Genomic DNA, 14,739 nt, shown 5'->3' with positions numbered 1-14,739 from the left:
CCCGGCGGACGCGGTCTGTGTTGCACGATGGACGTCCGCCTCAAGCAGTGGCGCGGCATCGCGATGCGCTCGGACAAGCTCTCGCGCCACTTCCACGCCGCGATCAGCCTCGCTGTCGCATTACTCCGCATCAAGACCGACTTCGTATCCCCGCGTTAGTCTGCTTCGGCGAAAGGGCCTCGCCCAGTCGAACAATTGGCGCGCCGGCCTGGTTCCAACGAAACAGCACCAAGTGCCAAAGCCCTGGGCGCTTTCGAGAGGGGTCAATCAGACCGTTTGCGCCGACCTCGCGAAGGCGGTCGCGAACCTTCCAGGACTTCGGAGTGCCTCCCGTGGCAACGATGTCCTGCCAGGGCGCGACCGCGTCAGCGATGTCGATTCCGACAGCCTCCAGTGCAGTCGCATTGCGAAGATCCACGATGCCCGACGCCTCGACGTCGATCTCAACGATCTCCAGCGCCACCGACCGCGCATCCTTGTGAGCGACCATGGCCGCCTCGACGCCATCGACGGAGGAGCTCAGATACAGCGTTGGCTCGTTCGCCCGCGAATAGCGCCCCGCCAAACGCGATCCTGCGATCGCGAACTCGCGGAAGCTCGGATCAATCGCGCGATAGAACGTGCCTCTTATCAGTGGAACAAGAATGGAGTCGACGCCGGTCATGATGCCAGCTTCTCACCCCGCACTCGGCGCGAGCCCCCAAGGGGGTAGTTGGTCCACACGCCCTGAGCGATTTGACGAGACCAGGCCCAACCCCTGATCTGGACGCCCGGCAGGCGCTTCCCCTGCGGTCGCCTGCCAAGGCGAACGTTGCGGGTTCCCCACCGAGACTTTGACATGCTCGTCGACGCGGGAGTTACCTAGCAGGCGTGAACTCGGAAAATCACGACTCCACCCCAGACATCATCATCCAGCAGCTGCGGCTCAGCAGACGGCTTGGTGTCGGAGTCGGTGTCCTCATAGCGCTCGTTGGAGGGTTCATCATGTGGCAGGGAACCTGGACCTCCCCGGGCTGGCCCTCGTTCGGCTTAGGAGCCTTAGCCGCGCTATTCGGAATCGTGGCGGCGATCCGCATTCCTCGGTCACGCGTCGTTCTTCGTCAGGACGAGATGGTTGTTCACGGCCAGTTGTGGTCACGAACTGTTCCTCGCAAGTCGATCACGTCGATTACGCCCTGGCCGATTGTGAGGTGGACTGACCCTCGCGGGCGGGAGCACTCAACGCCGGTCACCGTATTAAACGCCGGCGGAGGAGCCTTCTCCGAATTTACCGAGCATGCGCTTGAGGGTCGAAACACCTTGCGCGAATGGGCAGGAGTTGACGGCGCCTCAGTAGACGACGCACGCTAGAGGTTCCCATGCGGGCGCCTGCGGTGCCGCACGCGAGAGGTCCGGCTTTCGCCCTGGACACGATCAACGGATTCGAAAGCAGTCCCTCTTTCATGAAATAGGTGATGCGGGGCGACGATTGCCTTCGCAACCCAGCCAGGGTCCCGGCCCGTGCGCGCGGCAGACGCGCTGTAGAGGTCGCAGCAAGGCGCCGCCTAGGCAAGGCGCGGGGCTCTCCCATCCCCGACACACCGGCCTCCTGCTCTCATTCCAGGACGAACTGATCCCGGACGATCTCGATCGTCTCCGCGTCCACGCCGACGCTGAGATGCAGAGGCGGGCGGGCGAAAATCAGTGCGAACGCGGCCCGGACCCTGGCCACCTCGTTTCTGGTGACGTTTTCCCCGACTCGGTCGCCTCGGGTGACGACGGAGGCGAGGATCGACAGGTCGTTGAAGTGGCGGTCTGCCTTGGCGCCCTCGCCGATCAGCATTGCGGACGCCTTCGCGATGATGGCCCCCTGAAGCGTTGGCCGAATGACGGTCCCGGTGACTCCCGCGACGGCGACTCGCCTGCGGACTTGTAGCCGAGGTCGGTGAGGGTCGTGGTGAAGTCGAAGAGCATGGTCAGCTGGGCACGGATGTCGAGGACGGCGTCCGCGTCCTGTGTGGGCCGGGGCGGGTTCGCCTCGCGCTCCCAGCAGAGCGAGTGGACGGACGAGCGCCCGGCCCTCCGGGTGCGCCTTGTGGACCTCGAAGAGCGCGTGCCACGCCTCGGCCTGGGCGGGAGTCATGGCTGGGGCGGTGATGGTCAGGCGTCGACCTTTCGGAGGAGTTCGGCTACGCGGGATCGTTCGCGGACGCCGTCATGTTGCGCGAGGTCTACGAGGAGTAGCCCGAGGGGCAGGGGTGACGGTGGTTTCTCGTCGGCGAGGTGCAGGAGGACGTTGGGCCTCTCGGATGGGCGGAGCAGGTATTCGCGGCGGATCGCGTCGGCGTCATCCTTGGCGACGCGGGCTTCGAGCTGGCCCGCAGCGGCGATCTCGGCGCGCGGATCGCTGAATCCGGACTTGACGATGCGTTCGTCGGCGGCGAGATCGGCGAGGTCGCTGGCAGCGACCTGGAGCTTCAGAGGCGCCTGCTCGCGGACCCAGGCACCAAGGATGCGGTCCGGATCGGGGCTGTGCATGAGTTCGTTGCGGTAGCGGCGGAGGCGTGCGCGTTCGGATGCCGAAAGCCCTTGAGGGGCATCTCCGGAGAGGATCGCGAGGAGGTTCGCGCGCATCCGGTCGGCTAGCGGGCGGGAGGCTGCGGGGCGGTGCGCGGAGGACTGGTCGATGAGCCACTGCCTACCACCTGGCGGGCCGGGATGGCGCCTTGCTCGATGAGCGCGCGCACGCGACGAGGGGACACTTCCTCACGCTTGGCGAACTCGGCAACGCTCTCTTCGGGCATGTACACAAGCGTACCGGTAGCGGTAGGGATGTGTATACGGTTGCGGCCGTCGGCAGCAAGTACGCGCCGGATGTGCACCGGCGCGTCCATTCAAGCGCGGGTTTGACCACCCGCGCTCGACACGCCCCGACCCGCACGTCGATGAACGACGCGGGTTCCCCTGTTCACGGAGACTCCTTCCCAAACGGGATGGAGTCTCCTCCCATGCGGCTGAGCCCCTGTCTAGGGCACTCCGCCCGCGGCCATGAGGATCCGCGTTCCCGTCGTCCTATTCACGTCCAACGGCAGGACCGCGTCGGTGATGAAATCACCCGCCTGCATCCTCGCCCAGAACAGCTGGAGCAAATCAGGTCGAACACGAAGTGAATACGTCGCCACAGCACACCATCCATCAGGTGTTGCAACCACCGCAAGAACCCAAGGTTCGGTCAATGTGCCTGCCTCGTCAGGATGTCCGGAGCCATTCTGCGAAAGCCGGACCGACTTTCTCGACGTTGTCAGCGGGGAGCAGAGCTCCTTCGTTGATTGCATTCCATGTCGCGCCCGGTAGTGCTAGAGGCAGACGAATGCGTCTCGTGGGGCGGACTCGTCTCGCCATCTCACCCAAGGTGATCCGTTCCGGGCCAGAGAGGTCGATCATGCCTCCACCTCGTCGACCCACGGCGACGTCAGCAACGACTTGGGCGACCGCATTCAGGGCGACTGGTTGGATGAGCATTCGCGGAACCAGCGCAATCGGGCCTGCTCCCATCCGCTCGAGGGTCTGCTGGGCGAATTCGAACCATTGCGTCGTTCGCACGATCGCTATATCTGTGCTCACCGCGCGCGCCAGGCGCTCCTGAGCAGCTTTGCCGGCGAAGTACCCGTAGCCCTGCACTTCGGGCAACTCACAATTCACGATCGACAAGAGGACGTGTTTTGCGTCGGCGGCCCGTGCGGCCGCCGAGATGGCACGAGTGGAACCCGTGAAGAACGCAGTGGCGCGCTTTCGGCTCGTCGTGAAGCGCCCCGTGGCCTCCACGACGGCATCCGCGCCATCGATCCGAGCGGCAGCATCGTCCCGGAGGACATCGAATCCTGTCGACCGCGACAGCAACTCGACGCTTGCTCCACGCTCCATCAGGGCATCCCGAATTGCTCTCCCCGAGACCCCTCCGCCCACCACAACGACCTTCACAGCATGCCCTCCCGCAGGAATCAGAACTCTACAAAAGTAGAGACTCTAGGATTGTAGAGGCTGAAGCCGGAAGGAGCGACATGACGCGACGAGATGACATCGGGGATGCCGGCGTTCGCTTGATCGCTCGAAATGGCGTCCGTGCCCTGACGCACCGCGGCGTCGACACCGAAGCCGACTTGCCGCCCGGTTCGACGACCTACTACGCAAAGACACGCCGCGATCTCACAGCTCTCGTCGTAGATCGGCTCGCCGACTACACCCAGCAGGATCTCGAGGGTCTCGCGTTTCCGTCCAGCCTGACACCGGACGAAGCGACGCGTGTGGCCGTCGGCTTCCTCGAGCACCTCTCGAAGCGGGACGACGCGCAAGCAGTCCGTTTCGCACTCCTGTTCGAGCTGCGCGACGACGACGGCATGCGTGCCGCTCTCACCGAGCAAGCTCCGGTCAGGCAGCTTCTCGTGCAAGCGGCCGAAGGAGTGCTTCACGCGCTGCATGTAGTCGATTCGTCACTTCATGCTCGGGATCTCGTCGCGCTCGTTGACGCGCTCCTGATGTACGGGACGGCGCGCGCGGCCACGTTCGACGCGGCCGCGATTCTGGGTGCGTATTTGTCCGGCCTCGAGCGCGAGGGCTGAAGGATTGATCGCGGCGTACGCGTGGTCGTGATTGAACGTGACGTGCATGCTTCGTCTCCGACGATCGTGCAATGTGAGGGTTGAATTGACCGCTTCGGATTTGGTCCCGTCGTCTTCAGCCGGCAGGTCCCGGTTCAGTCCCAGAGGGTGTAGCCGTTCTTTGCGCAGGTCGCGGCCCCACTGGCGCCGTCGAGGACGTAGACGATGGCGTGCTGTGGGTCGACTTTGCAGGCAGTGAGCATGCTGGTTGTCAGCGGGACGGGGGGAAGTGAGACGGTGACGCAGTCCGCGGCCCTGGAGCTGGCGCGCGGCGTGAAGCCGCCGCTCATCTGCGGAAGTCCTTGGACGATCTTGTACGTGAAGTAGAACGGGGCTTCACCGGTGATATTGACGATGCCGCAGTCGTGACCGGCGGCATGCTCCTTCGGAATGGCGAGGCCGAACTGTTCGATCGCCAAATAGGTGTGAAGCGAAGATCGGCACGTCTCCGCCGGGTCGGCCTTCGCCTGAGCCAACATTGCTGGGCTTGTGCTTGTGAACTGTTGAGTCGTCAGCGCATCGGATTGGTCCGAGCGTGCCACCGGGTAACAAGCGACAGAAAGCGCCAGATTCTTCGGCACCGCGAGAGGCGTTCCGAAGGAAGTCGGTGCCGCGGCGCCAGCGTTCGCTTCCGCACCAAAGGCAATGCCGCCGGCGAAGAGGCCAAAGCCCGCAAGGACGGCTCCGATGCCGATGACGCTTCGGCGAGCCCGGCGACGGGGCCGGACTTTACTGAACACGGTTCGGCCGACTTTGTCCACGCTTTCCGCAATGGCGGTGTCTGACGTCCAGGGGTCGGTGTTGCTCATGAGATCTCCTTGAAGAATCAGTCGTTCGTGAGGGCGGCGCGAAGAATCGCCCGGGCTCGGTGAAGGCGGTTGCGGATCGAGGCCGGCGTCGCCTGTATCTGATCCGCGGCCTCCTGGTAAGTGAGGCCTTCGCCGAGGCACAGCTCGCAGATCTGGCGATCGAGTGGTGATAGTTGCTCCAGGGCGTCCTCGATCGCTGAGAAACCGACGGTCGCCCGGCTTGGGGCGTCCTGGTCCGTGAGAGGGACGGTGAGGCTTTTTGCGTTGCGGCGGGCCTGATTGCGGACGTGATTTCCGCAGATGGCGAGGATCCACGGCAGCAGAGACTGATCGACGATCCGCGAAGAGCCAATCTTGCTCCAGGCGGTGAGGAACGTCTCCTGAAGTATCTCTTCGGCTTGGGAGCGATCGCCGAGTCGAGACCAGGCGTAGCGCATCACCACGGAGGCGTGACGCTCGTACAAGTGCGTGAACGCGCGGACGTCGCCTCGTTGGCAGGACTCGAGAAAGTCGAGGTCCGTCTTAGGGGTAGCGGGACTGATAGTGATCACCTCAATGAGAAGGTGTCAGGAGAATGCGATTCGTCTCAGACGCTCGCAAACTTTATTCGAGACGAGATCGCCTACGCTCCGCCCCATGGGGGAATCCATTACTGACACGGCCGCTCCCGAGTCCACGCATCGATCGCGCAAGCCGCGGCGCCACGGCACGGCCCGCTTCGTCCGCGACATCCTGATCATCTTGCTCGGGGCGATCCTGATCTCGTTCTTGATCAAAACATTCCTCTTCCGCTCCTTTTACATCCCATCACCGTCGATGACGAACACACTCGAGATCAACGACAGGATCATCGTCGACGAACTCGTCCCCAAGGTCACTCCGCTCCAACGCGGCGACGTCATCGTCTTCACCGACCCCGGCGGATGGCTCGGAGCCGACGACACGATGCAGGCCACGGGCTCGACGAACCCGGTCGTCGGAGCCATCCGAAACGGACTCACGGCCATAGGTCTCGGAACGGAAGACAGCGACAACCACCTCGTCAAACGCGTCATCGGCTTGCCCGGCGACAAAGTCACCTGCTGCAACTCCGCAGGCCGGCTCGAAGTCAACGGTGTCCCCATCAAGGAGCCCTACATCAACGTCACCCCGGGCGAGCCAGCCGACCGATACACCTACTCAGTGACGGTCCCGAAGGGCGACCTGTGGGTGCTCGGCGACAACCGTTTCAACTCCGACGACTCCGCCGCCCACTACATCGAAAAGGACGTACCTCAGCCGTTCGTACCCATCTCCGATGTCGTCGGACGCGCAATCGTAATCACCTGGCCCGCCTCACACTGGGGAACCCTGAGCAACTACCCCACGGTCTTCCGGGGCACTGACCCCGAACAGTAGCGCCGACCCAATCGCTCCCAGAGCAGGTCCCCCTTCAGACGCCGGCTGGCTCTCCCGTCGTCCGTTCGTGGACCGACTTTGGCAACCCTGCGCCGCCACGCTATTTCTTGAGGCCGTGGTGACAAGCGCGATGGCGAGGATCGCTACGAGGGCGCCCGTCCGGAAGAGACCAGCTACAGGTGCTGCGAGCAGATAGTCGTTTGCAGTGATGCCAATGACCGCCACGATCGTCGTGATCGGAAGCACCGCGCGCGATGCGCGAGCTGCACGCCCCGTGTCGAAGAACAGAGTCCCGAGGACCAGCCCGGAGTCGTAATAGAGGTAAGCCGCCGGATCCAGAAGCATTCGGAACGCCACGAGAAGGAGGAGAACTGCTTCCCACCGCCGCCGAAGCACGGCCAGCAGAACCAGCGCGGACGCACCACCAAGTTGAACGACGCGGTCCCACGCGGGCGTCGTTGTCGCATGGACTCCGAAAACCCGAAGAGACGAAGTCGGTGCGATCGGGATCACGAACCCGAGGATGTTCGCGGTGGCGGGGTCGGCGAGAAAGAAGGGGAGCCAGGCGCCCAGGACGACCGCTGCGACGAGCATGGCACCTCGCGCGAGTCGACGTCGATCGACACAGAGGAGGGCGACGAGGGGAAGGGTCCAGGGCTTGAAGTCGATCGCTACGCCTATGCAGATGGCTGCAGCCACGAGGCGGCCATTCCGAGCAGACGCAATCGCGAGGACCCCGGCGCCGAGGGCGAGTACGTCGTCAAGGTGCGCGTAGTGAACCGCAACCTCCGTCCAGACGAACGCAGTCAGAATCGCGGCTCCCATCCACCCTCGCTGATGGCGCGCAGACGCCATCGGAATCCTTCTCACGGTCGTGCAGATCGCGATGAAGCCGACCGCCAGCATTGCGATGATCGCTGCCGTCGCTCCCAGCGGCCCGGGAAGAAACACCGAAAACAGGCCACCGACTGCGAACGTCAATGGCCCCATCTGCAAGTCGGGGGACAGCGCGTAGAGGTGCAGGCCGTCCGAAGACCACAGCGCCTTCGACCCTGCGGTGACGAAGTGCCACGAATAGAGAGAAGTCGCTGCCAGGTGAGCCAGCGTCGCAACTGCCAAAGCGATCGCCACGGATACCTGCCGACGACGGTACAGGAGGTCAAGGAGGCTCGTGAGGCGCATGACGTTCATCCTCGAGGTCTATGGCGCCGCTTCTCAGAAGGCCCCAAGATGCGGTAGTCGGATGCTCGTCCGAACCGTGGTGATGAAGGAGTCCTGCGGGGGGCGAGCCGGAATCCTGGGGCCATCCTCGTCTTAGCAGTTTCTGTGCTTCGACCGGTTCTACTCGGTCCATGAGACAGCGCTCACGTGGACGGGGATGGACTTCCGCCATGGGGACTCCATGACTACAGGGCTTGCTGCTCCCAACCGGACAAGCCTCGCGACCAGGCTTCATGTGGGCAATCGGGATCATTCGGACGTCTTGGCCGTCGCCCTGATCATCGTGATCGGCACGCTCATCGCTTGGTTCCGTCTGCCAGCGTCGACAACCGCGACTCTGTGGGCCGAGGACAGTCGCAACTTCCTCGGGAACGCCGTGGCTCAGGGCCCGGTCGTGCCTCTTTTCCGCGTGTATGCGGGCTACCTGCACACTGTTCCTCGCATCGTCGCCGGCCTCACCGTCACCTTCGTGCCAGTCGCCCAGTGGGCGCACGCGATGGCGGCAGCGTCATGTCTCGTCGTCGCAGTCGTGGCCGCCGCGATCTTCTACTGCTCGCGTGTCGTCACCGAATCGTGGAGAGTGCGCATGGCGCTGGCGGCGATCACGATTCTGGCCCCCCTTGCGCCCGCGAGGTGCTCGGCAACACTGCCAACCTTCACTGGTACTTCCTCTGGCTGGCACCATGGCTGATCCTGTATCGCTCGCGATCCCAGCGAGGCACCATCGCCTTGACGGCACTGGCGTTGCTCGGGCACTGACCGAGGTGCAGATGCTCGCGTTCGTGCCACTGATGGCACTGCGCTGGAGGAGTGGAGCACGACTACCGGTCCGCCTTGCGCTTCTCGTCGGCGGAGCATTCCAGCTCATTGCCTACGTCAATTCCCCTCGAGGGCACAGCAAAGCGCTACCGAACGATCTGCCGTCGACGGCATACGGCTACGCGATCAACTCGGCCATGACTATTTGGAATGCCAACGGGCACGTCATCGGCCAGGCCTTGGTCCATTACGGCCCGGCGGCTGCGGTCGCAGCCCTCGTCCCCGTCGTCGCAGCAGCGATATGGGTGCTCCGCTTCGGGTCACGAGACCAACGCTGGCTGGTGGTGACGCTTCTCGCCGCCTCGGTGATCCTGTGGGTCGTGGCCGTCAAGACCAACCCAGGGCCGTACTACGAGTACGCGTCTTCCACGAAGGCTCACCTCGCCAAGCCGTGGCTGAGTCGGTACGGCGTCGTCCCGTCGATGGAGCTGATCGCCGTCATGGTGCTCGCCCTCGGGGTGCGCTGGCGACCATCGCTCGCCCGGGAGGCTCCCGACTCGGAACGTCGACGGATTCCCGTCGCCAGGATCGTCGTCGGCGCTGCTCTCTTGGCGGTCGTTCTCGTATCCTTCGTCCCCAGCGTCACTCGTCGCTCCGGGGGGCCGGAGTTGGCGCCGCAGGTCACAACCGCCGAAAGGTCGTGCATCGGTCAGGCGGCAGTGACACCAGTCACGCTGCTGTCGCCGCCCCACACGAATTGGAAGATCGTACTCGACTGCGGGCGGTTGCCTCGGGTGGCGGCGCCGGCCACGACGGACCGCGACGGTTAGCCGGCGCTGAGGGACTCTGTCGGGATGATTTCGTGGGCCGCAAGTACGCGCTCCAAGATGGACCCGCCGCCGTGGTCGGCGTGTGGCCAGGTCACGTCGCCGATCGCCTCGACGCGTGCAGCCCCGCGGGCGCAGACGACGAAGGCGCCGTCGAAGAGGCCGAGATCACCAGCTCGGACGGGCAGCACGACGGTCGCTATACCCGCCGCCGCCAGCTGAGGTTCGAGCAGGCCGCGCCCGAGACTCGCCAACGCCGGCCCATCGGGCCAGACGACCCGGCGGCCGCTGATCAGCCCGAGCGTGCCGTCCGCGATCTCGACCACGTGTCCACTCGACGACACCAGGACCGCGCCGTCGAACCCCGCTCGCCGCGAGAGGCGGTCGATGACCTGGGGCGACCCGAGCGCGGTGTGCTCGATACCAGGAAGCAGACGATCGTGGCGGACCAACTCGAGCCGGTGAGGCGCTGCGTCGCGCGGTGATGCGGCGCCAGCCTCGACGAGGACGTGCTGGTGCCCCGCAGGATCAGCAAAGATCTCGATCCGCAGGGTGGCTTCGTTCGGTGCCGTGCCCAGCACCCGAATCGCAGCCTCGACGACCTTCGTCAGCGGTGCCGGAGCACCGAACAGCGCTCGCGACGCCTGGTCGAGCCGCTGGAAGTGAAGGTCGAGACCGCGGACGCGACCGGCACGCACTTGGAGCGCCGTGCGGTGGCCTTCGGAGGCATTGAGGCGGTCGAGGAGGGCCGCGGAGGTGGCCTCGGCGCCGTCGATGAGCATCGTCACGATCCGACTCCTCCCGTGGGTTTCTCGGAAAAGTACCAGCAGCTGGTGAACGGAGAACGACCTCCGACAGAGTTCACCTCAGCGTCACCTCGAAGCCACTCCGGGGCACAACCTGTTGCTTACTGTTTCTAACACCCGTTAGAAGTCGCAATCAACACTCACCTCGAAGGAACCCTCTTATGAACGCTCGATCTTGTATCGCCGTACTCGGAGTGATCGCCGTCTCGTCGATCGCGTTGGCTGGTTGCTCGGCCGCGACGAACGCCACCACGAGCAACGCCACGACCGGCACCGGCGCCTCGGCCGCAGCCGGCAAGGTCGAGCCCCTCGTCCTTTACGCGGCGGAGGCCTACGACGTCAACATGGGCAAGGCGTTCACCGCCAAGACCGGGATCCCCGTCAAGGTCGTCGACGACTCCACCGGCCCCCTTCTCACCAAGGTTGCAGCCGAGAAGAACAACCCTCAGTGGTCGATGCTCTGGGTCGACGGCGACACCGCCTTCGCCTCCCTCGACAAGCAGAAGGAGCTGCTCGACTACACCCCGAGCGCCACGTACACCTCCGTCGGCAAGACCCTCGTGCCGAGCGACCACAGCTACGTCCCCACCGGCACCACCGCCGTCGCGGCGCTGATTTACAACTCGGCTGCCACCACGAAAGTCCCCACCTCGTACAGCGACCTCCTCACCTCGGCATACTCCGGCAAGGTCGGCATGAACGACCCGTCGCAGTCCGGCCCCACCTACCCGCTGATCGCCGGGCTCATGAACCAGATGGGCGGCCAGTCCAAAGGCGTCGCGGCGGGCGAGGCCTACCTCACGAAGCTCAAGTCGAACGGGCTCAAGGTCTACCCGACCAACGGCGACACCCTCCACGCTCTCGAGACCAAGCAGATCGACTACGGCCTCATCCAGAGTTCCGCCGCCGTCGGCGAGACGCTCAAGGTCAAAGCCACGGGGACCTACGCGCCCAAGATCGTCTACCTGCCCAAGACCACGCTGCTGCCCGGCGTCATCGGGATCGACAAGGCGATCGACGCCACCCAGCAGGCCGAGGCGAAGAAGTTCGTCGACTACGCCCTGTCGCCTGCCGGCCAGCAGGTCATGCAGAAAGCCGACACCGCCGGAGACTCGCTCTTCTGGCCGGTCGTTCAGGGCTCGACGAAGCTCGCAGCCCTGCCCGCACTCCCGACGACCTACCAGCAGCTCGACCCGTACTTCTGGGGCCCGCTCCAGTCGCAGGTCGTCACCTGGTTCGACTCCAACATCAAGTAGTCGGGACGAGTCGATGACCGCGAGAGAGATCCTGGGAGCGCCGGCGGTTCTGACCGTGGCACCGCGGCGCCCGACGCTGCGCCGGCTCCGGCGGGGTGTCAGTGCGTCGGCGGTGTTCTGGATCCTCGTCGCGGTCATCCTCATCCTGCCGATCTTCCTGTTCCTCGCCGTCGCCTTCAGCCCGGCACTCCTGGGGCAGGGAACACAGTGGTTCACCCTGTCGGCGTTTCGGCAGGCGCTGACCGGGCAGCTGCTCACCGGTGTCCTGAACTCGTTGATGATCGGCATCTCGACCGCGGTCGTCTCCGCTGTCATCGGGTTCGGCGTCGCCTGGGTGGTGCTGCGGACGGACGCCCCCGCCCGCCGGATCGCGACCGGAGTCGTCTTCGCGCTTCTGCTCACGCCGTCGTATCTCATCGCTCTCGGCTGGGAGCGTCTGCTCGAGCCGAGTGGCGTTCTCGACTCGCTCGGCTTCGACCCGTCGGGCGCCCGCTCGATCATCTACGGCCCGGTCGGCATCGTCGTCGTGCTCACGGTCAAGGGGGTGCCGTTCGCCTTCCTTGCGATCTCGAACGCTCTCCGGGGGCTGGGACACGAGTTCGAAGACGCTCTCCGAGTCCACGGTGGCGGTCGCTTCGCCGCGATGCGGCTCGTCGTCTCACTCCTGAGCCCCGCGATCTGGGCCGCGCTGGCGATCGTCTTCGCCGAATCGGTCAGTGACTTCGGGGTCGCGTCGACCCTGGCGAACGACGCCCACTTCCCGGTCGCCACGTTCACGCTCTACAACGCCGTCCAGGCCTTCCCGGCCGACTTCCCGGTGGCGTCCGCGGTGAGCTGGGTGCTGCTCGCACTCGTCGTGCTCGCCCTCGTGGCTCAGGGGAGAGCGCTGCGGGGCCGCAGTTTCCGTGTCCTCGGCGGCCGCAGCCGCCCGCTCGTGCGGCAACGCCTCTCGGCGCCGGCCAAAGCGCTCGTGACGGTGGTCCTCGGGATCCTGGTCGCCATCGGCCTCGGAGTGCCGACCTTCGGCGCCGTCTCAGCCTCGCTGATCAACAACCTCGGGTCGCTGGGATCGCACGCGTGGAACCTCGACAACTACACGCGCGTCATCGGGAGCCCCGACCTCAGTTCGCCACTGATGTACTCGGCCGGGCTCGCGGCCATCACGGCGACCGTCACGCTCGTCCTGGCGACGATCTGCGCCCGCCTGCTCGCGCGGCAGGGCTCGACCTTCTCGGGGCGCCTGCTCGACCTCGTCCTGCTCGGCGCCGTCGCGCTACCCGGAATCGTCTTCGCAGCCGGCTACATCTTCGCCTACAACCTGCCGCTCACGAACGATCTCGGCATCCACCTCTACGGCACGACCGGTCTCCTGCTCCTGGCCTACATCGCCACGGCCCTGCCCTCCACCTCCCGGGTGCTGGTGGGGACGATGAGCCAGATCCAGGAGTCCATGGGGCACGCGTCGCGCGTGCACGGAAGCGGGGCTCTCCGATCCTGGGCCACCATCGTGCTGCCGATCATCGCCCGGCCGCTGCTCTCCGCCTGGCTGCTCACCTACACGGCGACTCTGCTGGAACTGCCGGTCTCGCAGCTGCTCGCACCACCCGGCAGTGAGCCGATCTCGGTGGGGATCACGAACGCCCTCGGCAAATACGACTTCGGTGGCGGAACGGCGATGGAGGTCCTCGCGGTCCTGTCGGCGCTCGTCGTGGTCGGCGTCGGCTACCTGCTCTTCCGTCTCCTCGCACCGGCGGGCTGGCGCAACCTCGGAAAGGCATCATGACGACCACGGCATCGCGCGACACTCTGAGCGCGCTCGAGTCCCAGGCCCCTCGAGGGCACCACGTTCACGTCCGCGGAGCGCGCCGACAGTACGGGCAGGTCACCGCCCTCGCTGGTGTCGACCTCGATATCGAACCGGGCCGCTTTCTGGTCCTGCTCGGCCCGTCCGGGTCTGGCAAGACGACGCTGCTGCGCGGAATCGCCGGTATCGAGCGCTTTGACGAGGGCTCGATCCGATTCGGAGATCGCGTCATCAGCGACGCTCGCACGAGCGTCCCCGCCGAGAAGCGCGATGTCGCCATGGTCTTTCAGGACTACGCGCTCTGGCCGCACATGACGGTCGCGCAAAACATCGGCTACGCGCTCCGTCGCCGACGTCTGGGGGCATCCCGCACTCGTCAGCTAGTGCTCGAGGTCCTCGACCGGGTCGGGCTCGCGGGCACGGCTTCGCGGTACCCCAACGAACTCTCCGGTGGCCAGCAGCAGCGGGTCGCGCTGGCCCGCGCCGTCGTGGCGGAGCCGTCGCTGCTGCTTTTCGACGAGCCGCTGTCGAACCTCGACGCCGACCTTCGCGAGCGTCTCCGCGTCGAGATCTCGACCCTCACACGCGAGTCGGGCGCCACGGCTCTCTACATCACGCACGACCAGGCGGAGGCGTTCGCCCTGGCCGACGAGATCGCCGTCCTGCGCGCTGGCCGACTCGAGCAGCGCGGCACCCCGGAGGAGATCTTCCTCAATCCGCGCAGCCCGTTCGTGGCACGCTTCACCGGGTTGGCAGGGTCCGTGACCGGTGCGCCGATGGGCCCGCAGGGAGTCCATCTGCGCGTGCGGCTCGGGGAGCACGATGTGCTGGCGCGCTCGCTCGTATCGATCGTCGGCTCCACTGCGCCGGTCGAGGTGCTCATCCGCCCGACAGCGACGCGACTGGTCACCCCGGGGGCCGTGACGGCGGGTCAGGGCGATCGCCCGACGATCCCGGGGCGGGTCATCGACATCGCCTATCGGGGTCGCGGCTACGAGCATGTTGTCGAGACCGCGTACGGGCGCCTCTCGTCCGTCTTCGACGAGACCCCGTGGGGGCGGGGGACTGCCTGCGGCCTGGCCCTGGACCCGAACGGCTGTCTGGCCTTTCCGGCCGAGTCTGCCTAGGGCGCAAAACTGTGCTCCGTCAAAACTAACGACTGTTACACTCGACATCGAACGTACGGCGACTCTCGTAACTCGGGAGTCCGACCTGGAGATCA

The 14,739-nt window shown here is 65.5% G+C and carries 16 protein-coding genes; 8 read left to right on the top strand and 8 right to left on the bottom strand.

Annotated features, from left to right (window positions below):
• Positions 1-27 precede the first annotated feature (27 nt).
• Complete coding sequence (locus AX769_RS25650; protein ID WP_255359420.1) at positions 28-159, top strand: hypothetical protein; 132 nt, start codon at positions 28-30, stop codon at positions 157-159.
• Here the strand turns inward: AX769_RS25650 and AX769_RS03640 are convergent.
• From AX769_RS03640 to AX769_RS03625, 4 genes are all read right to left on the bottom strand, one after another.
• Positions 131-664: an RES family NAD+ phosphorylase gene (locus tag AX769_RS03640; protein WP_066276077.1), complete on the bottom strand. Its 534-nt coding sequence runs from the start codon at positions 662-664 to the stop codon at positions 131-133. The genes AX769_RS25650 and AX769_RS03640 overlap by 29 nt on opposite strands.
• Before the next feature lie 930 nt (positions 665-1,594).
• The gene (locus tag AX769_RS03635) at positions 1,595-1,822 is read right to left on the bottom strand and encodes a hypothetical protein (RefSeq protein ID WP_066276075.1); all 228 of its coding nucleotides are present in this window, start codon (positions 1,820-1,822) and stop codon (positions 1,595-1,597) included.
• Between the two features lie 317 nt (positions 1,823-2,139).
• A complete protein-coding gene (locus tag AX769_RS03630; RefSeq protein WP_066276073.1) occupies positions 2,140-2,613 on the bottom strand; it encodes a hypothetical protein in 474 nt (157 codons plus the stop codon).
• A 615-nt stretch (positions 2,614-3,228) separates the two neighbouring features.
• Positions 3,229-3,903, bottom strand: coding sequence for a 3-beta hydroxysteroid dehydrogenase (locus AX769_RS03625; RefSeq protein ID WP_204249311.1), 675 nt, complete (start codon positions 3,901-3,903; stop codon positions 3,229-3,231).
• Positions 3,904-4,040: 137 nt separating this feature from the next.
• On the opposite strand from AX769_RS03625, the gene AX769_RS25910 reads away from it, so the two are divergent.
• Complete coding sequence (locus AX769_RS25910; protein ID WP_066276065.1) at positions 4,041-4,598, top strand: TetR/AcrR family transcriptional regulator; 558 nt, start codon at positions 4,041-4,043, stop codon at positions 4,596-4,598.
• Positions 4,599-4,732: 134 nt separating this feature from the next.
• Here AX769_RS25910 and AX769_RS23630 read toward each other — a convergent pair whose 3' ends face one another.
• Together AX769_RS23630 and AX769_RS03610 are read right to left on the bottom strand one after the other, a co-directional pair.
• Positions 4,733-5,446, bottom strand: coding sequence for a hypothetical protein (locus AX769_RS23630; RefSeq protein ID WP_157887426.1), 714 nt, complete (start codon positions 5,444-5,446; stop codon positions 4,733-4,735).
• Between the two features lie 17 nt (positions 5,447-5,463).
• Positions 5,464-5,883 (bottom strand): RNA polymerase sigma factor, encoded by a 420-nt coding sequence (locus AX769_RS03610; RefSeq protein WP_239452079.1) that lies wholly within the window; start codon positions 5,881-5,883, stop codon positions 5,464-5,466.
• A gap of 199 nt (positions 5,884-6,082) precedes the next feature.
• On the opposite strand from AX769_RS03610, the gene lepB reads away from it, so the two are divergent.
• A complete protein-coding gene (gene lepB, locus AX769_RS03605; protein WP_066276055.1) occupies positions 6,083-6,844 on the top strand; it encodes a signal peptidase I in 762 nt (253 codons plus the stop codon).
• Here the strand turns inward: lepB and AX769_RS03600 are convergent.
• Positions 6,782-8,035 carry a hypothetical protein gene (locus AX769_RS03600; protein WP_066276053.1) on the bottom strand — a complete coding sequence of 418 codons (1,254 nt, stop codon included), beginning with the start codon at positions 8,033-8,035 and terminating at the stop codon, positions 6,782-6,784. The two genes, lepB and AX769_RS03600, sit on opposite strands and share 63 nt — an antisense overlap.
• A 292-nt stretch (positions 8,036-8,327) precedes the next feature.
• Here AX769_RS03600 and AX769_RS03595 point away from each other — a divergent pair, with 292 nt between their 5' ends.
• The gene (locus AX769_RS03595) at positions 8,328-8,756 is read left to right on the top strand and encodes a hypothetical protein (protein WP_066276050.1); all 429 of its coding nucleotides are present in this window, start codon (positions 8,328-8,330) and stop codon (positions 8,754-8,756) included.
• A complete protein-coding gene (locus AX769_RS03590) occupies positions 8,749-9,654 on the top strand; it encodes a hypothetical protein (protein ID WP_157887424.1) in 906 nt (301 codons plus the stop codon). Before AX769_RS03595 ends, AX769_RS03590 begins: the two co-directional genes overlap by 8 nt.
• Here the strand turns inward: AX769_RS03590 and AX769_RS03585 are convergent.
• Positions 9,651-10,433: an aminotransferase class IV gene (locus tag AX769_RS03585; protein ID WP_239452078.1), complete on the bottom strand. Its 783-nt coding sequence runs from the start codon at positions 10,431-10,433 to the stop codon at positions 9,651-9,653. The two genes, AX769_RS03590 and AX769_RS03585, sit on opposite strands and share 4 nt — an antisense overlap.
• Before the next feature lie 185 nt (positions 10,434-10,618).
• Here AX769_RS03585 and AX769_RS03580 point away from each other — a divergent pair, with 185 nt between their 5' ends.
• Genes AX769_RS03580 through AX769_RS03570 form a run of 3 tightly spaced genes read left to right on the top strand, consistent with a single transcriptional unit; the run spans position 10,619 to position 14,644 of the window.
• A complete protein-coding gene (locus tag AX769_RS03580; protein ID WP_082763459.1) occupies positions 10,619-11,713 on the top strand; it encodes an ABC transporter substrate-binding protein in 1,095 nt (364 codons plus the stop codon).
• A gap of 13 nt (positions 11,714-11,726) precedes the next feature.
• Positions 11,727-13,496, top strand: a complete 1,770-nt coding sequence (locus tag AX769_RS03575; protein WP_066276042.1) for an iron ABC transporter permease — start codon at positions 11,727-11,729, stop codon at positions 13,494-13,496.
• Positions 13,493-14,644, top strand: a complete 1,152-nt coding sequence (locus AX769_RS03570; protein WP_066276039.1) for an ABC transporter ATP-binding protein — start codon at positions 13,493-13,495, stop codon at positions 14,642-14,644. Before AX769_RS03575 ends, AX769_RS03570 begins: the two co-directional genes overlap by 4 nt.
• The last annotated feature ends 95 nt before the right edge of the window (positions 14,645-14,739 follow it).

This window comes from Frondihabitans sp. PAMC 28766 (genome assembly GCF_001577365.1).
GTDB lineage: Bacteria > Actinomycetota > Actinomycetes > Actinomycetales > Microbacteriaceae > Frondihabitans.
This window is presented reverse-complemented; position numbering and strand designations above follow the sequence as displayed.